The 23,810-nt window shown below is 73.1% G+C and carries 18 protein-coding genes; 4 read left to right on the forward strand and 14 right to left on the reverse strand.

What is annotated here, in order from left to right; all coding sequences use genetic code 11:
* Window positions 1–3 precede the first annotated feature (3 nt).
* Window positions 4–2,685: a cellulose binding domain-containing protein gene (locus ACZ7OY_RS08650; protein ID WP_471910716.1), complete on the forward strand. Its 2,682-nt coding sequence runs from the start codon at window positions 4–6 to the stop codon at window positions 2,683–2,685.
* Between the two features lie 950 nt (window positions 2,686–3,635).
* Here the strand turns inward: ACZ7OY_RS08650 and ACZ7OY_RS08655 are convergent.
* The 3 genes from ACZ7OY_RS08655 to ACZ7OY_RS08665 form a co-directional block, all read right to left on the reverse strand.
* Window positions 3,636–3,986: a hypothetical protein gene (locus tag ACZ7OY_RS08655; protein ID WP_471910717.1), complete on the reverse strand. Its 351-nt coding sequence runs from the start codon at window positions 3,984–3,986 to the stop codon at window positions 3,636–3,638.
* Window positions 3,987–4,598: 612 nt separating this feature from the next.
* Window positions 4,599–5,345 carry a class I SAM-dependent methyltransferase gene (locus tag ACZ7OY_RS08660; protein WP_471910718.1) on the reverse strand — a complete coding sequence of 249 codons (747 nt, stop codon included), beginning with the start codon at window positions 5,343–5,345 and terminating at the stop codon, window positions 4,599–4,601.
* A 30-nt stretch (window positions 5,346–5,375) separates the two neighbouring features.
* Window positions 5,376–5,681: a 4a-hydroxytetrahydrobiopterin dehydratase gene (locus tag ACZ7OY_RS08665; RefSeq protein ID WP_471910719.1), complete on the reverse strand. Its 306-nt coding sequence runs from the start codon at window positions 5,679–5,681 to the stop codon at window positions 5,376–5,378.
* A gap of 376 nt (window positions 5,682–6,057) precedes the next feature.
* On the opposite strand from ACZ7OY_RS08665, the gene ACZ7OY_RS08670 reads away from it, so the two are divergent.
* Window positions 6,058–6,921 (forward strand): helix-turn-helix domain-containing protein, encoded by an 864-nt coding sequence (locus ACZ7OY_RS08670; protein ID WP_471910720.1) that lies wholly within the window; start codon window positions 6,058–6,060, stop codon window positions 6,919–6,921.
* Between the two features lie 15 nt (window positions 6,922–6,936).
* Here ACZ7OY_RS08670 and dnaK read toward each other — a convergent pair whose 3' ends face one another.
* The 6 genes from dnaK to ACZ7OY_RS08700 form a co-directional block, all read right to left on the reverse strand.
* Window positions 6,937–8,835 (reverse strand): molecular chaperone DnaK, encoded by a 1,899-nt coding sequence (gene dnaK / locus ACZ7OY_RS08675; protein WP_471910721.1) that lies wholly within the window; start codon window positions 8,833–8,835, stop codon window positions 6,937–6,939.
* A gap of 279 nt (window positions 8,836–9,114) precedes the next feature.
* A complete protein-coding gene (locus tag ACZ7OY_RS08680; protein ID WP_471910722.1) occupies window positions 9,115–9,540 on the reverse strand; it encodes an OsmC family protein in 426 nt (141 codons plus the stop codon).
* A 64-nt stretch (window positions 9,541–9,604) separates the two neighbouring features.
* Window positions 9,605–11,341, reverse strand: coding sequence for a vWA domain-containing protein (locus ACZ7OY_RS08685; RefSeq protein WP_471911192.1), 1,737 nt, complete (start codon window positions 11,339–11,341; stop codon window positions 9,605–9,607).
* A 56-nt stretch (window positions 11,342–11,397) separates the two neighbouring features.
* Window positions 11,398–12,459, reverse strand: coding sequence for an ATP-binding protein (locus ACZ7OY_RS08690; RefSeq protein WP_471910723.1), 1,062 nt, complete (start codon window positions 12,457–12,459; stop codon window positions 11,398–11,400).
* Window positions 12,460–12,786: 327 nt separating this feature from the next.
* Window positions 12,787–14,982, reverse strand: a complete 2,196-nt coding sequence (locus ACZ7OY_RS08695) for a phage holin family protein (protein WP_471910724.1) — start codon at window positions 14,980–14,982, stop codon at window positions 12,787–12,789.
* A gap of 178 nt (window positions 14,983–15,160) precedes the next feature.
* Window positions 15,161–15,592 carry a hypothetical protein gene (locus ACZ7OY_RS08700; RefSeq protein ID WP_471910725.1) on the reverse strand — a complete coding sequence of 144 codons (432 nt, stop codon included), beginning with the start codon at window positions 15,590–15,592 and terminating at the stop codon, window positions 15,161–15,163.
* An 83-nt stretch (window positions 15,593–15,675) separates the two neighbouring features.
* Between ACZ7OY_RS08700 and ACZ7OY_RS08705 the strand changes: the two genes are divergently transcribed.
* The gene (locus ACZ7OY_RS08705; protein WP_471910726.1) at window positions 15,676–16,449 is read left to right on the forward strand and encodes an MBL fold metallo-hydrolase; all 774 of its coding nucleotides are present in this window, start codon (window positions 15,676–15,678) and stop codon (window positions 16,447–16,449) included.
* Window positions 16,449–17,105 carry a DedA family protein gene (locus ACZ7OY_RS08710; protein ID WP_471911193.1) on the forward strand — a complete coding sequence of 219 codons (657 nt, stop codon included), beginning with the start codon at window positions 16,449–16,451 and terminating at the stop codon, window positions 17,103–17,105. The genes ACZ7OY_RS08705 and ACZ7OY_RS08710 overlap by 1 nt, the downstream gene beginning before the upstream one ends.
* Window positions 17,106–17,199: 94 nt before the next feature.
* On the opposite strand, the gene ACZ7OY_RS08715 is transcribed toward ACZ7OY_RS08710, so the two are convergent.
* The 5 genes from ACZ7OY_RS08715 to ACZ7OY_RS08735 form a co-directional block, all read right to left on the reverse strand.
* On the reverse strand, window positions 17,200–18,396 hold the full coding sequence (locus ACZ7OY_RS08715; RefSeq protein WP_471910727.1) for an MBL fold metallo-hydrolase: 1,197 nt from the start codon (window positions 18,394–18,396) through the stop codon (window positions 17,200–17,202).
* A complete protein-coding gene (locus ACZ7OY_RS08720; protein ID WP_471910728.1) occupies window positions 18,393–19,640 on the reverse strand; it encodes an aminotransferase class I/II-fold pyridoxal phosphate-dependent enzyme in 1,248 nt (415 codons plus the stop codon). Before ACZ7OY_RS08720 ends, ACZ7OY_RS08715 begins: the two co-directional genes overlap by 4 nt.
* A gap of 141 nt (window positions 19,641–19,781) precedes the next feature.
* A complete protein-coding gene (locus ACZ7OY_RS08725; protein WP_471910729.1) occupies window positions 19,782–21,440 on the reverse strand; it encodes a hypothetical protein in 1,659 nt (552 codons plus the stop codon).
* A 228-nt stretch (window positions 21,441–21,668) separates the two neighbouring features.
* The gene (locus ACZ7OY_RS08730) at window positions 21,669–22,037 is read right to left on the reverse strand and encodes a DUF6158 family protein (protein ID WP_471910730.1); all 369 of its coding nucleotides are present in this window, start codon (window positions 22,035–22,037) and stop codon (window positions 21,669–21,671) included.
* Between the two features lie 152 nt (window positions 22,038–22,189).
* Entirely contained in the window at window positions 22,190–23,809 is a 1,620-nt protein-coding gene (locus tag ACZ7OY_RS08735) for an ABC-F family ATP-binding cassette domain-containing protein (protein ID WP_384726450.1), read from the reverse strand.
* Window position 23,810: the final 1 nt, after the last annotated feature.

The following is a 23,810-nucleotide window of genomic DNA, read 5'->3' on the forward strand; positions in this document are numbered from 1 at the left end:
ATCGTGCGAAGAACCCGCATCCTCACGGCCGTGCTCGCGCTCACGGCCGGCCTCCTCGCGGGCACGGCGTCCGCGCTGGCCGCGCCGGACGAACAGGTGACGGTCGCCGCCGAGTCGTACACCTGGAAGAACGCCCGTATCGACGGCGGCGGCTTCGTCCCGGGCATCGTCTTCAACCGCTCCGAGAAGAACCTCGCCTACGCCCGCACCGACATCGGCGGCGCCTACCGCTGGCAGGAGTCGACGAAGACCTGGACACCCCTGCTGGACTCGGTCGGCTGGAACGACTGGGGGCACACGGGTGTCGTCAGCCTCGCCTCCGACCCGGTCGACCCGAACAAGGTGTACGCGGCCGTCGGCATGTACACCAACAGCTGGGACCCCGGGAACGGGGCCGTGCTCAGGTCCACCGACCGGGGCGCCGGCTGGCAGAAGACGGACCTGCCGTTCAAGCTGGGCGGCAACATGCCGGGCCGGGGCATGGGCGAGCGTCTGGCGATCGACCCGAACAAGAACAGCGTGCTGTACCTGGGCGCGCCCAGCGGCAAGGGCCTGTGGCGGTCGACCGACTCCGGGGTGACCTGGTCACAGGTCACCGACTTCCCCAACGTGGGCAACTACGTGCAGGACGCGACCGACACCTCCGGCTACGCCAGTGACAACCAGGGCATCGTGTGGGTGACCTTCGACGAGTCCACCGGCACCTCGGGCACCGCCACGAAGAACATCTACGTCGGGGTCGCCGACCAGAGCAACGCGGTGTACCGGTCGACGGACGCGGGGGCGACCTGGACCCGGCTGGCGGGCCAGCCGACCGGCTACCTCGCGCACAAGGGCGTGCTGGACGCCAAGAACGGCTACCTCTATCTCGCCTACAGCGACAAGGGCGGTCCGTACGACGGCGGCAAGGGCCAGCTGTGGCGGTACGCGACCGCGACCGGCACCTGGACGAACATCAGCCCGGTGGCCGAGGCGGACACCTACTACGGCTTCAGCGGTCTGACCGTCGACCGGCAGCACCCGGGCACGGTGATGGCGACCGCGTACAGCTCCTGGTGGCCGGACACCCAGCTCTTCCGCTCCACGGACAGCGGCGCCACCTGGACGAAGGCGTGGGACTACACGTCGTACCCCAACCGTGCCAACCGCTTCACCATGGACGTGTCCTCCTCGCCGTGGCTGACCTGGGGCGCCAATCCGTCGCCGCCGGAGCAGACGCCCAAACTCGGCTGGATGACCGAGGCGTTGGAGATCGACCCGTTCAACTCCGCCCGGATGATGTACGGCACGGGCGCGACGGTCTACGGCACCGAGAACCTCACCAACTGGGACAGCGGCACCCAGTTCACCGTCAAGCCGATGGTCAAGGGCCTGGAGGAGACGGCCGTCAACGACCTGGCCTCGCCGCCGTCCGGGGCGCCCCTGCTCAGCGCGCTCGGTGACATCGGCGGCTTCCGCCACACCGATCTGACCGCGGTGCCGTCGATGATGTACACCTCGCCGAACTTCACCACGACCACCAGCCTGGACTTCGCCGAGACGAACCCGAGCACGGTGGTGCGGGTCGGCAACATCGACTCCGGTGCGCATGTGGCGTTCTCGACCGACAACGGCGCCAACTGGTTCGCGGGCACGGACCCTTCGGGGGTCTCGGGCGGCGGTACGGTCGCGGCGGCCTCGGACGGCAGCCGCTTCGTGTGGAGCCCGGCCGGCACCGGCGTGCAGTACACGACCGGCTTCGGCTCCTCGTGGTCGGCGTCGAGCGGCATCCCGGCGGGCGCGACCGTGGAGTCCGACCGGGTGGACGCCAGGACCTTCTACGGCTTCAAGTCCGGCAAGTTCTACGTCAGTACGGACGGCGGCGCCACCTTCACGGCGTCCGCCGCGGCCGGACTGCCCAGCGGTGACAGCGTGCGCTTCAAGGCGCTGCCCGGCACGAAGGGCGATGTCTGGCTGGCGGGCGGGGCGAGCGACGGGGCCTACGGCCTGTGGCACTCCACCGACGGCGGTACGACCTTCGCCAAGCTGTCGAACGTCGAGCAGGCCGACACCATCGGCTTCGGCAAGGCGGCGACGGGGGCGTCCTACCAGGCCCTCTACACCAGCGCGAAGATCGGCGGCGTCCGCGGCATCTTCCGCTCCACCGACAAGGGCGCGACCTGGACGCGTATCAACGACGACGCACACCAGTGGGGCTGGACCGGCGCGGCGATCACCGGTGACCCACGGGTGTACGGCCGGGTGTACATCGCCACCAACGGCCGGGGCGTGATCTACGGCGACACCTCGGACCCGGCAGGCGGAGGCGGGGGCGGCACCGACCCGACCCCGACTCCGACGCCGACACCGACACCGACTCCGACCGGCGCCTGCGCGGTGACGTACAAGATCACCAACCAGTGGCAGGGCGGTTTCCAGGCCGACGTCCAGCTCACCAACACGGGTACGGGCGCCTGGAACGGCTGGTCGATCGGCTGGTCCTTCGCCGACGGACAGAAGGTCACCCAGCTGTGGAACGCCGACTACACCCAGTCGGGTGCGGCGGTGACGGCCAAGAACGTCGGCTGGAACGGCTCCGTGGCGGCCGGTTCGTCGGTGGGCTTCGGCTTCACCGGGAGCTGGTCCGGGACGAACACCAAGCCCGTCGCCTTCAAGCTGGGCGATCAGAGCTGCACGGTGACCTGAGGGTCGCGGGGAACGCGCGGGTACGACAACAGGCAGCCCTCGAGCGCCCCGGAACCACTTCTGACAGCAGCGGGCCCCGCCGGGCATCACTCCGGCGGGGCCTCAGCAGCATCCCCGACTTGATCGTTGGATGCTTGTTCGGATCAGACTACTGGCCGCCACTGACATCGCCTGGGCGCGTCGACAGGCCGACCGTTGCGCGCCCTCCAGCCAGTCCGGCATCGACACGGTGACGTGCCGGGTGCAGAGTGCGGGCGTCCTCGTTCGGGCAGGTCGGCGCGGTACGGGATGCGGCTGCTGCCGCCTCCGTGGCGGCCCGTGGGGCGACTGCCCGGCAGGCCGGTCACGGCGTCGGGGGCGGCTGGGCGTCGCTCAGGGCTTGCTCCATCCGGTGGAATTGCCGTTCCGGGCGGCGCGTTGCGGCGTTGAACCTGTATGAGCAGAAGTCGCAGATTCTGGGAGTTAGCCGGCCCTACGGCCGTCGATCAGCTACGGGCCCAGCTGGCTCGCGCGGCTGCCGGGATGTCCAAAGGGAGGCATCGACGGCCGAAGGTGTCTGAGGAAACGCTTCTCCCGGGTGCGGAGCCGGATACCGGCCGGAGTGAAGCGGCGGCATCCGGCTCGGCTTGAACCGACCCACGGGATCCCGAAGACGGCGACCGGTCGGGCGCGCCGACGGACCGCCGCCTCACTGTCGGGCCGGAGCCTGTTTCCCCAGCTCAGCCGGGCTAGGGTGTGTACACCGCGGGACGGGGTGCCGTCGCCATGCCGGAGCCGATGAAGAAGCTCGGGTGCGGATGCACGCCTCGGCGTCGTTCTTGCCGGAGTCCGCACGGGCACAGCGTCTGCGAGCGTATCGGCCGCGTCCCAGGAGCCACAGCGGGCCGTCGGGCCTGAGGGCCACGCCCGAGGCGAGCCTGCGGACCGCGCGGCAGGCGCATGCCTCTCACTCAGGAGACGCAGTATTTTGTCCAGCCGTCGTTGTAACCCCTGTTGTAACCGCTCGAGTAGTCCGCTGTGAGGTACACCGGTGCATACGAGTCGTGGTAGTAGTTGAGGCAGTAGTTGCCAGGGGTGTCCCAGGCGTTGCTGCCGTCGAAGTACCCATCGATGTAACCGTCCTGGTAACCGTCCTCGAAGCCGTCCTGGGGGACGAGGACGCCTGCGGCCGGCGCTGCGACCGTCGCCGAGTTGTGGGAGGCGGCAGCTGTGGCCTGCGGCATCGTCGCCGGCGCGAGCGTCAGGGCGGCTACGGCGACGACCGGGGTTACGGACAGTCCGAGGAATCGTGTCGCGCGCATAGTTGTCCCCTTCCAAGAGACAGGTACTCGCAGTTGGTGCCTTGTCCTGGTCGGGCGCATACTCCATGAGGCAGCGGGCCAGGCGTGAATGCTCACTTGAAGAGCGGTGGGGGCACCATGCGGCCGGCGATTTGGGCCTTCGACGCCGACTGCTCAAATGGCGACCACTATCGGCCATAGCGTCATCGATTTGACCCTATCGAGCCATGGGTGATGTGTCCACTTATGGCCCAATCGCCACAGTTGCCGCGCCAAGACCTGGCGAAGACCTTGCAATGTCGTGTCCCGGTTGATGGTCGACTGAACCGATCAGGGTCCGGTGAAGTCATATGCCCCGGTTCTGTTGGAGTCGGTTTGCTGGACAATTGACGCTCCAGCAGCCTGTCCGGCGGTGCCAACACCTGGTCGACACGGGCCAGTTGCCAGGCACGACCAGCAGCGACCGGTCCGAACTCGCCGCAGCCCGCAAACGCATCGCGGAGGTGGAGGCCGAGTTCGCCATTCACCGGCGGGCTGCCGAGTTGCTGGGCGAGGGTGGTGCCTCCTCGGCGGGTTGCCGTGGTTCCCGGTCCCGGTGGCCGGCGCACGGCACCGCCCGGCCGGGTCTGGACCTCAGCCGGCCGGCTTGCGGTACGCCCGGAGGGTGAAGCGGGGGTCGGGGCGAGGGCGGTCCTGGTCGGGCAGGGCCTGGAGGCGGTCGGCGAACGGCTCGGCGAGCGGGTCGCCGGGCGGCAGCGTGACGAACCAGCCGCGGCGCAGGTCCGCGACCGTCCGGCGGGGACTGCGGCCCTGGCCGTGGCCGTCGAAGCGGGCCTGCCCGGCCGGAGCGAGGCCGTGCGCCAGGGCGTACGACTCCACGAGGGGCGCCGCGTCCCGGGCCGCCCGGTGCGGCCGGGAGGCGAGGACGGCATCGATGTCACTGCCCACGTTGTGCGCGGCGGCCTTGTCGACCGTGGTCACATAGACCCCGCCCGGCCGCAGCACCCGGGCGCACTCGGCGACGATGGTGCGCACGTCCTCGTCGCTGTCCGCCAGGTGCAGCAGCCAGACACTGCACACGGCATCGAACCGTCCGTCGGCGAAGGGCAGTCGGCGGCTGTCGGCGCGTACCACGGCGCCGGGCAGGCGGGCGGCGGCCCGGCGGGCCATGGCGGGCGCGAGGTCGACACCGGTGACCCGCAACCCGTCGCGCCCGGCAGCCAGCCGCCGGGTGACGATGCCCGTGCCGCAGGCGATGTCGAGCAGCCCCCGGGTCCCCGGCGGCACCAGGCCGAGCACGGCCGCCGCGGCGGCCGCCGCCCTGGGCTCGCCGCCGCGGGAGGCGTCGTAGCGTTCGGCTTCCTCGTCGTAGTCCAGCACGCGTCCTCCCCCGTCCCGGTCCGGCCGCGCTCAGTGGGCTCCGTGCCCCGGGGCCAGGTCCTCCACCCTGCGGGCGAGCGCGAAGTCGAGCTCGGTCACGGCTCCGCCCACGCTGTGGGTGTTCACGGTGAGCGAGACCGTGTGGTAACCAAGAGTGAGGTCGGAGTGGTGGTCGAGTTCGTCCTGCACCTGGGCGATGTGCACGACCAGCGCGGCCGCCGCGAAGTGGGAGGACAGCCGGTAGGAACGGGCGAGGCGCTCCCCGTCGTGGGACCAGCCGGGCAGCTCGGCCAGCCGGTCCTCGATCTCCTTCTGCGACAGCGGTTGCACGGCCATGGCGCTCGCTCCCTTCCTGGGTGCCGCGTACCTGTCCAGCCTGCCACATCACGGCCGCGGCGGCGCTGGTCACGGGTATCGCCGGTCCGGCGGCCGGGCAGGCCGCCGATCGGGTGTCGGCCATCGTACGACTGCCGGCCGCCGATGCGGACCGGACGCGGCGGACCGGCACTGCCGTCACAACCCACCGATGGACGTGACCGCCGCCGAAACGGCGCCGGGGCCGTTCCCGCCCGCCGATCCGGCCATCGCCAAGTAGCCCCGCCCGGCGAGGACTTGACGCGACGGTGCGGCATGCAATTCGATCGTCCCCCGGTGCTGCCGCACGTCCCGTGGCACACTGGCCCGGTTGATCGACTCACAGGGGAGACGTGGCGTGAGTGAACGTCGGCCCGCTCCCACCGTGGGCCAAGTCGTGCTCGGCAGACGGTTGCAGGAACTGCGGGAGACCGCGGGACTCAAGCGCGAGGAGGCCGCGCGCGTCCTGCGGGTGGCCCCGGCGACCGTGCGGCGCATGGAGATGGCCGAGGTCGCCCTGAAGATCCCGTACGTGCAGGTGCTGTTGGAGACGTACGGCGTGCCCGCCGAGGAGGCGACCGACTTCGTGAACCTGGCGGAGGAGGCCAACCAGCCCGGCTGGTGGCAGCGCTTCCACGACGTGCTCCCGGAGTGGTTCAGCCTGTACGTGAGTCTGGAGGGCGCGGCCCGGCTGATCCGGTCCTACGAACCGCACTTCATGCCCGGACTGCTCCAGACCGAGGCGTACGCGCGTGCCGTCATGGAAGGCGGGACGATCGCGCAGGAGGGCACCGAGGCGGTGGAACGGCACGTCTCCCTGCGGATGACCCGCCAGCGGCTGCTGGAGCGCGACAACGCGCCGCACCTGTGGGTGATCATCGACGAGACGGTGCTGCGCCGCCCGGTGAGCATCCACCGCAAGGTGATGCGCGACCAGCTCACCAAGCTGCTGGAGATCACCGAGGACAGGAAGGTCACGGTGCAGGTCGCCGAGTTCTCGGCGGGCCCGCACCCGGGGACGTACGCGCCGTTCTCGCTGTTCCGCTTCGCCGAGCCCGAACTGCCCGACATGGTGTTCACCGAGTACCTGACCGGCGCGCTCTACCTCGACTCGCGCCGGGAGGTCGCGGCACACCTGGAGGTCCTCGACCACATGACCACCCACGCCGCGTCGGCCCAGCAGACGAAGAAGATCCTCCAGCGGTACCGCCAGGAGTACTGACGTGTGAAGTGCCGGTCAGGCGGCGCCGCCCCGGGTGTCGCGGTCGTCGTCGACGATCTCCGCGTCGACCACCCCTTCGTCGTCCTGGGAGTCCTGGGGGGTGTGGGCGCCTTGGGGTCCGGGCGCGTCCTGCGCAGCCGCGGACGCGGTCGGGCCCTGCTGCTGCGCCTGGGCGTACATGGCCTGGCCCAGCCGCTGGCTGACCGTGGCCAGCTTCTCGACGCCGGCGCGCAGCGCGTCCGTGTCGGCCTGCCGCTCCAGCAGCGCCTTGAGCTCGGCGATCGCCGACTCGACCTCCGGCCGGGTGTCGGCGGGCACCCGATCCTCGTTGTCGCGGATGAACTTCTCGGTCTGGTAGACGAGTTGCTCGGCCTGGTTGCGGGTCTCGGCCGCCTCACGGCGGGCCCGGTCCTCCTCGGCGTACTGCTCGGCCTCGCGCATCATGCGGTCGATGTCGTTCTTGGGCAGGGCGGAGCCGCCGGTGACGGTCATCTTCTGTTCGCGGCCGGTGGCCAGGTCCTTGGCGGAGACGTGCATGATCCCGTTGGCGTCGATGTCGAAGGCGACCTCGATCTGCGGGATGCCGCGCGGGGCGGGCGGCAGGCCGGTGAGGTCGAAGACCCCGAGCTTCTTGTTGTAGGCGGCGATCTCCCGTTCGCCCTGGTAGACCTGGATGCCGACCGAGGGCTGGTTGTCGGCGGCCGTGGTGAAGATCTCCGAACGGCGCGTGGGGATCGTGGTGTTGCGTTCGATGAGCTTGGTCATGATGCCGCCCTTGGTCTCGATGCCCAGGGACAGCGGGGTGACGTCGAGGAGCAGGACGTCCTTGACGTCACCGCGGATGACGCCCGCCTGGAGCGCGGCGCCGACGGCGACGACCTCGTCCGGGTTGACGCCCTTGTGCGGGTCCTTGCCGGTCAGCTCCCGGACCAGCTCGGTGACCGCGGGCATCCGGGTCGAGCCGCCGACCAGGATCACGTGGTCGATGACGGAGAGTTTCACGCCCGCGTCCCTGACCGCCTGGTGGAAGGGGGTCTTGCAGCGGTCCAGCAGATCGGCGGTGAGCTCCTGGAACTGGGCGCGGGTCAGCTTCTCGTCGAGGTGGAGGGGGCCCTCGGCGGAGGCCGTGATGTAGGGGAGGTTGATCGACGTCTCCGAGGACGAGGACAGTTCGATCTTGGCCTTCTCGGCGGCCTCGCGCAGGCGTTGCAGCGCCATCCGGTCGTTGCCGAGGTCGATGCCGGACCCGGCCTTGAAGCGGGCGGCGAGGTGCTCGACGATCCGCTGGTCCCAGTCGTCGCCGCCGAGCAGGGTGTCGCCGTTGGTGGCCTTGACCTCGATGACTCCGTCGCCGATCTCCAGCAGGGACACGTCGAAGGTGCCGCCGCCGAGGTCGAAGACGAGGACGGTCTGCTCCTCGCCGCGGTCGAGGCCGTAGGCGAGGGCGGCCGCGGTCGGCTCGTTGATGATCCGCAGCACCTTCAGGCCGGCGATCTCCCCGGCCTCCTTGGTGGCCTGCCGCTGGACGTCGTCGAAGTAGGCGGGCACGGTGATCACGGCGTCCGTGACGTCCTCGCCGAGGTAGGCCTCCGCGTCCCGCTTCAGCTTCTGCAGGACCCGCGCGGACAGCTCCTGGGCGCGGTAGCGGGTGCCGTCCACGGAGCCGTGCTCGGGGAACCGCCAGTCCGGGGCACCCATGTGCCGCTTGACGGAGCGGGCGGTCCGGTCGACGTTGGTGACGGTCTGCCGCTTGGCGACCTCGCCGACGAGCACCTCGCCGTTCTTGGCGAAGGCCACGACCGACGGTGTGGTCCTGGTGCCCTCCGCGTTGGCGATGACCGTGGGTTCCCCGCCCTCCAGCACCGCCACCACCGAGTTCGTGGTTCCCAGATCGATCCCGACCGGACGTCCCATCGCTGTCCCCTTCCACCAGGGTCACCAGGGTTCACCAGGGTCGTGCGAGGAGGCCGGGTCGCGGAGCCTCCCGCACTCCAGCACAGAACGTGCGCACGCCGTTGTCAATGGCACGGCCGGCCCGCCTGCGCGGACCACCCCGGCCGGGCGGTCCACGCAGGCGGGCGTACGTTCCGCCGCATCGGACGGATCAGCGCATCAGGCGGATCCGGCGGTTCAGGCGGATCCGGCGGATCCGGCGGTTGAGGTGGATCAGCCGGATCAGGTGGATCAGCCGGATCAGGCGAGCTTCGCCGACAGGGTGATGGTGGTTCCCGTCAGGGCCTGGCTGACGGGGCAGTTCTTCTTGGCGTCCTCGGCGGCGGCGACGAACGCCTCGTTGTCCATGCCGGGAACGTCGCCCTCGACGGTGAGGTGGATGCCGGTGATGCCCTCACCCGGCTGGAAGGTGACGTCGGCCGAGGTGACGAGCTTGGTGGGCGGGGTGCCGGCGCCGGTCAGGCCGTGCGACAGGGCCATGGAGAAGCAGCTGGAGTGGGCGGCGGCGATCAGCTCCTCGGGGCTGGTCTTGCCGTTGGCCTGCTCGGCGCGCGACGGCCACGACACCGACTGCTGGCCGATGCCGGAGGAGTCGAAGGTGACGACGCCCTTGCCCTCGGCAAGGTTGCCTTCCCAGACGGTGTGTGCGGAGCGCGTGGTTGCCACGGTTCTTCCTTTCGCATGGGTCCCGGTTCCGGGATTCCTGCGCACCATCCGATCACATTCCGGCTCACCGCACCCGGAACACCGGCCCGCGCGCGGTGAACGGCAGACGTGCGCCCTGCGGGATCAGATAGGCGTGTTCGCGCCGCACCCGCAGCACGTCGCACCAGCCGTCGGTGATGACGAGGACGGGCGCGCCGGGCGGGAAGTCCTCGGCCCGCTGCAACAGGTCGATCCCGGGCTGGAGCACCGTACCGCCGCGCCCGTGCACCCGTACCCGCCCGGCGATCTCGGTGACCGGGAGGTAGCCGGCGTCGTGCGGGGCGGTGTCGCAGAAGACGACCCGCGCGGCCGGGACGTCCCGGGCCTCGGCGTAGGAGGCGATCGCGCCGAGGGCCTTGCCGAGCAGGGTCCGGTCCATGGAACCGGAGGTGTCGAGGACGACGCCGAAGGTGCAGCGGGCGACCTCCTCGGGCGGGAAGTGGCGTCCGGCGCGCGGGATGTCGGGGGTGGCGGACTGGCGGCGGGAGGGGCGGGCGTAGGAGCGGACGGGCTCGGGACGGGGTACGAACTCGTCGAACCAGCGGGCCAGTCGGGCGTCCCAGGGCAGCGGCGGGTGCGAGAGGGCGCGGATCTCCTCGACGAGACCGCCGGGCAGGAAGCCGCGCTCCTGCCGTTCGTGCAGGTCGAGGCCCTGGGCGAGGCCCCGGCGGTAGAAGCCGTCGAGGTCGACATGGTCGCGCTGCGGGCCGAGCGGGGCGCCGAGGACGTCGCCCACGCCCTTGCCGCGCAGGGTGGCCAGCCGGCGCATCCGGCGCAGGTCGACGGCGATACGGTCGTAGACCTCCTCGGCCGACAGGCCGGTGAGGGAGGGATCGTGCAGCAGTCCGTCGGGCATGGTGCCGACCTGCATCTCGCACAGCCAGCCGTTGACGACGTAGTCGCAGGCGACGTTGAACAGGTAGGGGTCACGGCCGCCGCAGCGGTCGCCGTGCCGCAGGGCGGCGTGCAGCATCTCGTGGGCCAGCACGAAACGCCATTCCTCGTCGTCGAACCGGCGGACGGGGTTGATGTAGATCTCGCCCGCCTCCGCGTCGACGGCGGCGACCGCGATGTCGTGGGCGCGGGCCAGTTCGGCGTCTGCGACCAGCCGGATGCCCGCCGCGATACCGCCGAGCAGCGGGAACGAGGAGACGAACCAGCCGAGCGCCCGCTCCCAGGGCTGCCGTCCGCGTGCCTCGCCGTCGAGGGTGTCGCGTCGGCCGCCCGCCACGTCCATCGCGGCGGACACGGTCCGGGTCAGCGCGCCCGCGAACGCCAGCTGCCAGTCCGGGAGGTGACCGCCGAACCAGCCCACCGCCGGTACGAGCAGCTGGTCCGGTTCGGTGCCCGCGGTGCCGCAGTGCTCGTACGCGGCGGGGAGTCCGGTGCGCCGCCAGCGGGCGGCGAGCCGTTCCTCGTCGCCGTCGGGGTAGCTCAGCGGCAGCTCGTCCGGGACGGTGCCGACGGGGAAGGTCAGCAGGAAGCGGTTGACGACCGTGCAGCGGGCGGCGAGCTCGTGACGGTCGGGCTGGACGCGCTCGCCCCTGGCCGCGGGGAGGTGTCCGAAGCCCAGATGGAGACCGGCGTGGGCGAGCGACCAGGCCCAGTGCGCCGGGTCGGCGATCCGGGCCGGATGGACGTGCAGGAGGCCGGCGGAGTCGGCGCGCACGAGACCGTCCCGGGGGGTCAGCGGACAGTCCTCCGTGCGGCAGACGCTGAGGTCGAGGGCGGCCAGCGCCGGGTTGGCACGGAACAGCCGCATCCCCTCGGCGAACGCCTCCGCGGCGGCGTCCCGCTTCCTGCGGCCGCGCTCCCGGCTCACCGGCGCGCCTCCACCAGCCGGGGCATGTCGCGGGCCGCCTCGACCAGGAACCAGGCGGGCAGTACCGGATTGCCGTCGGCGTCGGCGGCGATGACCGTCTGGGCGACCTCGACGGATATCTCGGCGAGCTGCACGAGCAGCGACTTCGCGCGGTACGCCAGCTGCCGGCCGCTCGCCGGCATGTGCTCCTTGTCGGCCGGCAGCTCCTTAAGGAGCCGGCCGCGGAACGAGTCGGCGAGGTAGTAGAGCAGGTCGCGGTCCTCGACGCGGTGCGGCCAGGGGGCGTCGCCCCTGAGGACGGCCTCGATGCCGTACCGGCTTCGGACGATCTTGACGTAGCCGCAGAAGGCGACGGCGTGCGCGGGGGTGAGCGTGCCGTGCGCGAGGACCTTCAGGGTGTCCTCGTCGAGGTCGCGGCCGAAGGAGTGCAGGGCGTCGGAGAGCATGTGCCAGGAGCGGGGCGTGGAGAACGGCTCCTCGGTCTTCGGCGGCCTGGACCACAGGTGGTCGGGCCGGTCGGTGAGGTGGTCGAGGATCCAGGGGTGGACGGCGTTGGCGGCGGCCCAGCCGAGCCAGTCCTTGGCGGAGGCCTCCAGGTGCACATGGGTGAGGCGGTTGACGAGCGCGGAGGCGATCGGGCGGGCCAGGGCGTTGTCGGTGGCACGGTTGCCGGCGCCGATGACGATCGAGCCCGCGGGCAGCTCGTAGGAGCCGATACGGCGGTCCAGGATGAGCGAGTAGAACGCCTTCTGCACGTCCGGCGAGGCCGCGTTCAGCTCGTCCAGGAACAGGCAGTACGGCTGGTCGCGGGCGATCGCCTCCGGCGGGCAGAACACCGAGCGTCCGTCCCGGATCTGCGGCACGCCCATCAGGTCCTCGGGCGCCAGCTGGGTGCCGAGCAGGCTCACGCACTCCAGGCCCAGCGACTCGGCGAACTCCCTGACCAGGGAGGACTTTCCGATGCCGGGGGCGCCCCAGACGAAGACGGGCCGCACGGTGGCGAGGCCGAGCAGCAGCTCCGGGAGGCGGGCGGGCGTGACGGTGACGGCAGCCTGCAAAGCAGGGACTCCTTGCGGGGGGTGGAGGCGGGCGCGCCGTGGTGCGCGCCGCCGGACGCGACCAGTGTGTGCGTACGCGTCCGCCCGCGCAGCCGATTTATCGGGCGGCACGCTGCTGCCGCCCGGCGGTACGGGCCGCTCACCGTCGGGCCGCCCGGCGGTGCGGGTCGCTCGCCGTCAAGCCGTCCGACGGTACGGGCCGCTAGCCGTCAGGCCGTCCGGCGGTACGGGCCGCCCGGCGGTACGGCGCCGTCAGGCCGTCCGGCGGTGCGGGCCGCCCGGCGGTGCGGCGCCGTCAGGCCGTCCGGCGGTGCGGGTCGCTCGCCGTCAGGCCGCGCACTCCTCCTGGCCTTCCCGGCCGTCCCGCTCCGTGCGCCCGTCCGGCCCGTCGTTCGGCCGCATCGCGCTGCGCGGGTCCGTCGCCAACGGCACCTGGGGGCCGTCCGGCTCGCGCAGCCAGCGGCGCAGCACCCGGTGGACGTGTTCGGCGCCGACGAGCTCGGCGCCGTCCTCGACCGGTGCCGAGAAGGCGAGCGGCGACATCAGGAAGGGCCGGCTCTGGGCGCCGCCGAGGCCGCCGTGCGAGCCGATCTGCTCCTCGAAGGCGAGGACTTCGCCGGCGGCGGGGTCGTGCCAGGAGTTGATCATGATGTCGGCGGTGTGCGGGAAGGAGTGGGTGCGGCGGACGGCGTCGGCGGCACCCGGCCCGAACACCGCGAGCGGCCCGGGGTCCTCGTCGAGCCGGTCCAGCGGGATCTCCGCGCCGCCGGGACCGAGGACCAGACCGCCGTGCTCCTCGCTGCGTACGAGGAGGAAGCCGATGCCGGGATGGTTGGCGAGGGCGGGCAGCAGCGCGGGGTGGCGGGCGTCGATCTCCTCCCTGGTCATCCGGTGCGGCACGTCGGGGAAGGACACCAGGCCGAGGTTGCCGGAGGCCAGCACGACCGGGTCCGAGCGGCGGTCCGCCGGGCGGTGCCGGTCGTGGCGTTCCTCCTCGACCGGGCGGTGCAGCGCTGCACGGACCGCGGCACGGGCCTCGGTGCCGGTCGGGGGCTCGCCCGCGCGGGCGGCGCCGACGGCGTGGGCCAGGGTGCGGTCGGCCCGGCGCGGGACGGGCAGCCCGCAGCCCGCCCGCACCAGGTCGCCGAGGGTGAGCCCGTAGCGGGAGCGAAAGGTCTCGCCGGGGCTCTGCCCGTGGTCGGACAGGACGACGATCCGGTACGACCGCGGGGCGTGCTCGGCGACCTTGCCGAGCAGCGCGAGGGAGCGGTCCATGCGCCGCAGGACCTGCTCGGCGTCGCGGCTGTGCGGTCCGGAGTGGTGGGCCACCTCGTCGTAGGCGACCAGGTCGGCGTAGACGGCCGTACGGCCGACGAGCATGTCGCCGATCACCGCGGCGACGACGACGTCCCGTTCGACGACGGTCGCGAAGGCGCGGACGAGGGGGTAGAGGCCGCCGCGTCTGACCCGAGGGAGCTGCCCCCGCAGCCGGGCGCGGGTCGACTGGTGGATCTCGCGGCCCACCTCGGCGACGAAGGACAGCGCGGTGCGCACGGCGTTGGCGGGGTCGCAGAAGTAGGCGAAGTAGCCCGAGCGGGACCGGGTGCGGCTGCCGCGGCGGCCGATGGCGATGGACAGCACGAGCGCCTGCTCGTCGGCGCCGCCGCCGAACAGGTTGCCGCGGCTGGCGCCGTCCAGGGTGAGCAGTCCGCCGTCGCCGGTGCGCTCGACCGCGCGGCGTTGGAGCTCGGCGGCGCTGGTCGGGCGGTTGCAGACCATCACCTCCCGGCTGTCCTTCTCGTACCAGCGGAAGGCGGGGATGTCGAAGTTGCTGGCGTGCAGGATGCCGAGCTGGCTGGCGCCGGTCTGGCTGGACCAGTCGGTGCGCCAGGACGTCAGCCGGTGCGTGGGCGGGGCGGGGGGCTTGTCGGGGCCGGTGCCCAGCCAGCCGGCGACGGTCGGCATCAGCCCCTTGCGGACGGCGTCCATGAGCACGTCGTGGCCGACGCCGTCGAACTGGAGGAAGACGGTGCCGGGGGTCTGCGGGCAGGGCGGGCCGCCCCGGCGGCGGCGGACGGCGAGCCGGGAGAGACGGCGGCGGTATGCCTCGTCGTCGCGCACGGCCAGGGCGGCGCCGGTGGCCGAGGCGACGGCGGACATCACGGCGGCGACGACGACCGCGGTCTCGGGAGCCGCCTCGCTGCTGCCGGACGGCGTCAGGCGCAGCGCCAGCAGCAGCAGCGAGCCGTTGAGGAAGAAGACCAGCAGGCCCAGCACGAAGGCGGGGACCAGCAGCAGGAGCCGTACGAGCAGGGGCCACACCAGGGCCGAGAGCAGACCGAAGAAACCCGCGCCGAACGCGGCCGTGACGGCGATGCTGGTGGCGCTGTCACCGTCGGCGGACTGGAGCTGGAAGTCCGGCAGGATGCCCGCGAGGACCAGCATGGTGACCGTGGAGACGGCCCACACCACGATGCTCCGCCCGGTCTGACTGACGATCCGCCGCCAACGCACGTCCCGCACGGCCCGTACACCTCGCGTCCCGGCCCCACGCCGGCCGCGGGCCCTCACCCCTCCACCCTGCCACAGGCGGGATGACGAACCGCGTGACGATGTCCGCCGGGATCCGGTGCCACGCACGCCGGACCCGGCCGCCGGGATCCGCGTCAGCGGCCGTCGTAGCCGGCCGTCGGGATCCGCGTCAGCGGCCGTCGTAGCCGGCCGTCGGCATGGACAGCCGGCGGTGCACCCGCGCCTTCATCTGCGCGTCGTACAGCGGTTCGGCCCGCCCCACCGTCTCGACCCGCACCCCGCGCCGCAGCGCCTCCGCGGTGAACTCCTCGACGGACGACAGCGCGCTCTCCAGCACCCGCCGGCTGGGCGCCACGAACAGGTCCACGCCGGGCCGGACACCGTCCCACAGCACCACGTGATCGGGGCGCAGCCCGCACACCAGCAGCTCCCGGGCGACCACGTACCCCCGCTCGGCGGCCCAGCGCGCGCACATCGCGTGCTGGCTGCGGGAGTCCACCAGGAAAGGATCGTCGTCCAGTTCCTCCAAGGGTGTCAGGCTCGCGATCGCCGTCACCCGCACCGCGTCCGGCCCGCCGGAGGCACCCCGCACCTCTCCCATGGCGTCCCCCTCACCTCCGGGTTTCGCCGCCGACCCTACTCCTGCCCGTAGGCTTCGGGGAGTCGCGCGAAGGAGGCAAAGAGGTGCCGGTGGAGATCACCTGGTGGGGCCACGCGACCTGCGCGGTCGAGGATTCGAACGTACGCGTACTCACCGATCCCCTGTTCACCGGCCGGCTCGCGCATCTGCGTCGGCGCCGTGGCGCGCTGCCCCCGGCGGACGCCCGGCGCGCGGACGTCGTCCTCGTCTCCCATCTGCACGCCGACCATCTGCACCTGCCGTCGCTGAGGCGGCTCGCGCCGGGCACGCGCCTGCTGGTGCCCCGGGGCGCCCCGCGCGCCGTCCCCGGACTCCGCCGGCTCACCCACCTGGACCTGCACGAGATGGCCCCCGGGGACGAGACGGCGGTCGGCGCCCTGGTGGTGCGTGCCGTGTCCGCCCGGCACGACGGGCGGCGGCTGCCCATGGGGCCGCGCCGCTGCCCCGCGCTCGGCTACGTCGTGACGGGCGAGGCGCGCACCTACTTCGCCGGGGACACGGGGTTGTTCGACTCGATGGCCGAGGAGGTCGGTCCGGTCGACACGGCACTGCTGCCGGTCGGCGGCTGGGGCCCGTACCTCGGTGAAGGGCATCTGGACGCCGGGCGGGCGGCCGAGGCACTCGCCCGGCTCGCGCCGCGCAGCGCTGTGCCGGTGCACTACGGCACGTACTGGCCGATCGGGCTGGACGCCGTGCGCCCCCACGAGTTCCACGCGCCCGGCGAGGAGTTCGTGCGCCTTGCGGCCGAGTGCGCGCCGGAGGTCGTGGTGCACCGGCTCGAACACGGGGAGAGCGTGCGCCTGGGGGTCACCTCGTGATACCTCCGGCCCTGACGTCGCTGTCGGCAGCTCCGGTGCTGTCCGCCGTCGCGCGGACCGTACCGCCGGAGTCCACACAGCAGGCGCTGGGCTATCCGTCGCTGTTCCTGCTGGTGCTGATCGGGGCGCTGGTGCCGGTGGTGCCGACGGGGGCGCTGGTGAGTTCGGCGGCCGTGGTCGCCTTCCATCAGACGGCGCCGTTCGCCTTGGCGGCGGTCTTCGTGACGGCGTCCCTGGCCGCGTTCCTCGGCGACGTGGCGCTGTACTGGCTGGGCCGGCGCGGGATGCGCTCGAAGAACGGTTCGCGCTGGCTGGAGGCGATCCGGGCGCGGGCGCCCGAGGACCGGCTGACGGGGGCGCAGCACCAGCTCGCCGAGCACGGGGTGGCGGTCCTGGTGCTGTCCCGGCTGGTGCCCGCGGGGCGGATCCCGGTGATGCTGGCCTGTCTGATGGCGGACTGGCCGCTGCGGCTGTTCGCCCGGGGCAATCTCCCGGCCTGCATCGCCTGGGCGGTGACGTACCAGCTGATCGGGATCCTCGGCGGTTCGCTGTTCAGCGAGCCGTGGGAGGGCGTGGTCGCGGCGGTGGCGCTGACCGTGCTGATCGGTGCGGCGCCGACGGTGTGGCGCCGGGTCCGCGGGACGGCCGGCGCCTGAGCCCTGCGCCTGCCCCTGCCCCTGCCCCTGCCCCTGCCCCTGCACCTGCACCTGCACCTGCACCTGCACCGCGGGCGGCCGGCGCCCGCCGTGCTCAGCCGTACCGGCCGTACTGCCCGGGGAGGATCCGGGAGCCTCCGACGGGCAGGTCCCACAGGTCGTCGCGGGCCAGGCCCGCCTTGTCCCAGGCGGCACGCACCCGGGTGAGCGGTTCGAGCACCGGTTCCGCCGACAGCACGAACGTGGCCCAGTGCATGGGGGCGAGCCGGCGCGCGCCGAGGTCCTGGGCGGCCCTGACCGCCTCCTCCGGATCGCAGTGGACGTCGCTCAGCCACCAGCGGGGGGCGTACGCACCGATGGGGAGCAGGGCGAGGTCGATGCCCGGGTAGCGCTGCCCGATGTGGGCGAACCAGTGACCGTAGCCGGTGTCGCCCGCGAAGTGGACCCGCTGTCCGTCCGGGTCGGTGAGGACCCAGCCGCCCCACAGACTGCGGCAGGTGTCGGTGAGGCTGCGCTTGGACCAGTGGTGGGCGGGCACGAAGTCGAAGCGGACGCCGCCCAGTTCGGCCGCCTCCCACCAGTCGAGCTCGGTGACGGTGGTGAAGCGGCGGCGCCGGAACCAGCCGGCGAGCCCCGCGGGCACGAACACCGGGGTGTCGCGCGGGAGTCTGCGCAGCGTCGGGGCGTCCAGGTGGTCGTAGTGGTTGTGGCTGATGACGACGGCGTCGACCCGCGGCAGGGCGTCCCAGGCGACGCCGACGGGGGTGATGCGGGCCGGGGTCCCGAGGATGCGACGGGACCAGACCGGGTCGGTCAGGACCGTCAGCCCGCCGACCCGCAGCACCCAACTGGCGTGCCCCGCCCAGGTGACGGCGACGGTGCGGGTGTCCACGCGGGGCAGCGGGCCGGGTTCGCAGGGCAGCAGGGGGATGTCCGCCAGGCCCGCCTTGCCAGGGCGGACGGAGCCCTCGCGGGCGAAGCGGGCGAGGGCCTTGAGGCCGGGCAGCGGGGCGGTCAGCCGGTCGTGGAAGGTACGCGGCCACTGCCGCCGCTCCCCCAGCGGCCGGGGGGCGGCGAGCGGCGGGCCCGGGGGCGCGAGCGGGGGCGTACGGGCCGCGGGTCCGGATTCCCGCGTGGTCGCGGTCGAGTTCACAGAGGTGGACGTGCTCAATGAGGTGGGCGTGCCCGGCGAGGTGGATGCGCGCGAAGAGGTGGGCGTGCCCGGAGAGGTGGATGCGCTCGAAGAGGTGGTCGTGCTCGGTGTGGTGGTCGACTCGGACTGCTGCGTCATCGAGGAGGCTCCCGTCGCTGAGCGTCGTCGCGGAGATCGTCGAAGACCGACCTCAGGGTGGTCAACGCGCGTTGCACGTGGGGCAGTTCCCACGGTGCGGGTGAACCGAGGCAGAGGGCGCGCTCCTGCTCCGTACCGCCGAGCAGCGGCGCGGTGGACAGGCGGACGCGCAGTGCGCCGAGGTCGTCACCGAAGCGGTGACCGCCGGGCGCGGGCATCCCGAGCCGGGCGGAGAGGTGGTCCTCCAGGTCCTGCGCGTCGCCCACGCCGTGCGGGGCCAGCCCGGTCCGCAGCGGGCCGAGGTCGGCGTAGAGGTGCCGTCCCGCCCGGGGCGGCCGGGCGAACGCGCCCGCGGCGACCACCACGCCGTGCACGGCGGCGGCCAGGTGCGCGTGCGTCCGCACGGCGGCGGCCACACGCGCGGTGACCGGCCCGGGCTCGGCGAGGGCGTACTCGGCGGCCGCCGCGACCGGCGCCGCGACGCGGGCGTCCAGCGCGGTCAGCACGTCGAGCACGCGCGCGTGCAGGTCGGCCCCCTCAGGACCTTCGGCGAAGCGGGCCACGGCGGCCGGCCAGCCGGGCGGCAGCAGCGCCCCGGCCAGGTCACCGACCACCGTGACCCCATCCGGCAGCATCTCGGCGGGGCTGAACAGCACCGTACTGTGCGGGTCGTGCACGGTGTCGCGCCAGGTCTCGTCGCTGACCAGGTGCAGGCCCGCGCCCGCGGCGGCCTCGAGGGCCTCGTGCAGCGCCTCGGGCGGGGCGACGGTGGCGGTCGGGTCGTCGGCGACGGACAGCACCAGCAGCCGCGGGTCGCCGCCTTCCGCGCGGACTCTGCGGACGGTCTCCAGCAAGGCGTACGGATCCGGTACGCCGCCGCATTCGGCCGGGGTCGCCACATGGAACACGGGTCTGCCCAGCAGCCGTGCGTACGGGCCCCACCAGGCGGCGCAGGGGCGCGGCACCAGGACGTCGCCGCCGAGCGCGGCGGTCAGCGCGACCAGGAGCGCCGGGGCGCCGGGCGCCGCGGTCACCCGGCCGGGGGCGGCGGTCAGGCCGCGCCGGGCCCAGTAGCCGCAGGCCGCGTCCCGCAGCGTCGTACCGCCGCCGACCGGTTCGGCCTGCGCCCGGCCCGCGGCGGCGGCGAGCACCTCGGACAGCTCCGGGAGCAGCGGCAGCCCGTCTTCGGGCAGGGGCGGCCCGTAGCGGACGGGGCCGTGTCCCTCGCGGTCCGTGCGCCCCATGCCTACCTCCGCGCAGTCCTGGTGCCCTGTTCCACCGCTGTGCTGCCCTGTACTCACCAGCCTCCCAAGGACAACGGGTACCCCGCCCGTCGCGTCACCATGAGCGCTCCTGTCGCCGCGCCCGTGACACCGTGGGACGGCTCAGTCCTTCCAGCCGGGTTCACGGCGCCACAGCCGGTGCGCGGCGGCGCCGAGCGCGCCCACGATCAGCAGGCCGCCGGTGACGACCGCGGGGACGGACCCGGTGAACGCGCCGCCCTCCCCGGCCTCCACACCCTGCGGCAGCGCGTCCTTCGCGCAGGATTCGGTACGCATGGCGGTGCGTGCGGCGGTGTGTGTCAGCACCTTCGGGTGCGTGCCGGAATCCGCGCCCCGATCCGACGTCGAGTCCGGTGCCCCGCCCGTGCCCTTGTCCGGTCCCCGGCCCGTGCCCTTGTCCGTGCCCTTGTCCGTGCCTTTGTCCGTGCCCTTGTCCGCGTCTCCGCGCGCGTTCCCGCCCGCGTCTCCGCCCCCGTTCTCGTCGGTACGCGGCCCGCCGCACGCCTGCTCGCCGTCCCGGCCGCTGTCGCTGCCGCCGTCCCGGCCGGTGTCGCTGCCGCCGTCCTGTCCCGCGTCCCGACCGCTGTCGCCGGCGCCGTCCCGGCCGCTGTCGTCTCCGCTGTCGTCTCCGCTGTCCCGGCCGCCGCCCCCGTCGGTGCTCCCACCGTTGTCGGCGCCGCTCTCCCGTCCGGCGTCGGTGCCCGTGTCCGGTCCGGCGCCCGTCTTCGATTCGGCGCCCGTGTCCGGACCGACACTCGTGTCCGGGGTGACGCCCGCGTCCGGAATCACGCCGGTGTCCGGAACGGCGCCCGTGTCCGGAGCGACGCCCGCGTTCGCGTCCGGTCCGGTGGCGGTACCGGCATCGGTACCCGTGTCCGGTCGGGTACCGAGACCAAGTCCGGCGCCGGCGCCCGTGTCCGGTGCGACAGCGCTGCCACGTCCGGCGCCGATGCCCGCATCCGGTCGGGCGGGAGCGGTACCAGGTCCGGCGCCTGCGCCTGCGCCCGCATCCGGTCGGGTACCGGTGCCGGTACCGGTGTCACGTCCGGCTTCCCCGCCGATGAGTCCCGTACCGGGGCCGATACCGGGGCCGGTACCAGTACCGGGGCTGGCACCGGAGCCGATACCGGGCCTGGTACCAGTGCCGATACCGGGGCTGGCACCAGTACCGGGGCCGGCCTCGCGTCCGGCGTCCCCGGCAGGGTCCCGCCCGGCGACACCGGCAGTGCCCAGGCCGCCGCCCCTCCCGGCAACACCGGGGGTGCCGAGGCTGCCGCCCCGCCCGGTGACGCCGGCGGCGGGGCTGCCACCGGCCCCGGCGACAGCCCGGCCGCCGCCCCCGCTCACGGTGAACTGCGCGCTCCACACCCTGCCCCGTCCGCCCGGCGCGGCCGGGCAACTGCCGGCGACGGTCCACACGGCGTGCCCGGCGGCGCTGCCCGGCACGGCCGGCAGGTCCGTGGCGGCCGCGATGTGGGCGATGCCCCGGTAGGTGGCGGCGGCCGACGTCCGGCCATGGGCCGCGGCGACCCGGCTCAGCCTGACGGTGCCCTCGTCGAAGGCGGGTGACATGGCGTCGATGGTCGCGGGCGGGGATCCGCCCAGGGTGCCGCAGCCGACCGAGACGACGACGCTGTCCCCTGGAACGGATGCGCCGGGGCTGACCTGCGCGGCCGGGTCCGCGGACGCGGCCGGCGCGGATACCGTTAAGGCGGCACCGGCCACGGCGACGGCGGACAGGAGACGGGCGGTGCGGCACATGGGAAGGGCTCCTTAGGCCTGACGGCTGTCGGGACACTCCGGTCGTGCCCCACAGCCATCACAGCCCGCCCGGCACGGGGCCGCGCGCGGCCGGACACCATTCGCGGGACAGCCCGCCGCCGACCGGGTGAACGAGCCGTCGCCGCCACGGCACCGCCCCGGGAACGATTAACGGCACGCCCCGCAGGCCGCCGTCAGGCCTCGACCGCCACCGAGCCCCGACCGCCGTCAGGCCCCGCCGTGTCCCGCCCCGGGGCCCCACTTGCCCACCGGTGTCCGGCCCGCCGACCCGGCGGCGGCCCGCACCCGCGCGCCGTCCCGGGTGCGGGACGGGGAGACGAAGCGGCGGGGGTTGCGCCGAAGGTACTCGCCCTCCAGCTGGGCCATGCGGTGATTGTGGGTGCGCAACGCGTCGTTGGAGCCGTACAGCAGGGTGTCGTGGCGCGTGCGGTGGATGTTCTCCAGTTCCTTCATCAGCTGCTGGTCGTCCAGTCGCGCCGGGTCGACTCCGCTCATGGTGGTACCCCGCTCGTCGTGTCCGTCCCTGCGGTCCGGTCCCGTGGGCGATCCATCGGGCGGGATCCGGGAGGGAGCCATGGAACGCGCCGCGTCAGCCGGGATCGCCCGCGGCGAAGCCCGACCGACACGGCACTGGCGTCTCTGCATCCACTGTACGAACATTCCGGCCCCCGGGCCTGCGACCGCGTCACCGCGCGGGCGCCGGGGCCCCGGGAACCGTCGGACAGGCCCTACCGGGCCCGTTCCACCCTGCGCTCGTCCCAGACCGGCTCGGGGGTCTCCCGTACCCGGCCGTCGCTGCCGAAGACGAGGTAGCGGTCGAAGGAGCGGGCGAACCAGCGGTCGTGCGTGACCGACAGGACGGTGCCCTCGAAGGCCTCCAGGCCTTCCTGGAGGGCCTCGGCGGACTCCAGGTCGAGGTTGTCGGTGGGCTCGTCCAGGAGCAGGGCCGTGACACCCGCCAGTTCCAGCAGCAGGATCTGGAAGCGGGCCTGCTGGCCGCCGGAGAGCCGCTCGAAGCACTGTTCGGCCTGCTGTGTCAGCTCGTAACGGCGCAGCCGGGACATGGCGGCGCCGCGGTCCTGGGCGTGCTCCTTCCACAGGATGTCGAGCAGGGTGCGGCCCTGGAGCTCGGGGTGGGCGTGGGTCTGGGCGAAGTGCCCGGGCACGACCCGCGCGCCGAGCTTCCAGGTCCCGGTGTGCGCCACGTCCTCACCGGCCAGGAGCCGCAGGAAGTGCGACTTGCCGGAGCCGTTGGAGCCGAGGACGGCGACCCGTTCGCCGTAGAAGACCTCCAGGTCGAAGGGCTTCATCAGGCCGGTCAGTTCGAGCGCCTCGCAGGTGACGGCCCGCACGCCGGTGCGTCCGCCCTTCAGCCGCATGGTGATGTCCTGCTCGCGCGGCGGCTCGGGCGGCGGCCCGGCCTCCTCGAACTTGCGCAGCCGGGTCTGGGCGGCCTGGTAGCGGGAGGCCAGCTCATGGCTGATGGAGGCCGCCTGACGCAGGCTCAGCACCAGCTTCTTCAGCTGGGCGTGCTTCTCGTCCCAGCGTCTGCGCAGTTCCTCGAAGCGGGCGAAGCGTTCGCGGCGGGCCTCGTGGTAGGTGGCGAAACCGCCGCCGTGCACCCAGGCGTCGGCGCCGGCGGGGCCGGGCTCGACGGACACGATCTTCTCGGCGGCGCGGGAGAGGAGTTCCCGGTCGTGCGAGACGAACAGCACGGTCTTGCGGGTCTCCTTCAGCCGCTCCTCCAGCCAGCGCTTGCCGGGCACGTCGAGATAGTTGTCCGGCTCGTCGAGGAGGAGCACCTCCTCGGTGCCGCGCAGCAGCGCCTCCAGCACCAGCCGCTTCTGCTCACCGCCGGAGAGCGTCCGTACCAGCCGCCACTGCGCCTTCTCGTACGGCACGCCCAGCGCGGCCGTGGTGCACATGTCCCACATGGTCTCCGACTCGTACCCGCGCACCTCGGCCCAGTCCGAGAGCGCCTGCGCGTACTGGAGCTGGGCGGCCTCGTCGTCGACGGTCATCATGGCGTGCTCGGCCCGGTCGACGGCCTGCGCGGCCTCGCGGATACCGGCCGGCGCGACCGACACGAGGAGGTCCCGTACGGTCGTCTCGTCCCGTACGGAGCCCACGAACTGGCGCATCACGCCCAGGCCGCCGCTGACGGTGACGGTGCCGCCGTGCGGCTTCAGCTCTCCGGAGATGAGCCGGAGCAGGGTCGTCTTGCCCGCGCCGTTGGGCCCGACGAGGGCCACGACGGCTCCCTCGCCCACCCGGAACGACACATCGCCGAGCAGCGTCCTCCCGTCGGGGAGGTGGTACTCGAGGTGCGCGGCTTCCAGATGTCCCATG

Source organism: Streptomyces sp. NPDC107559 (assembly GCF_055657365.1).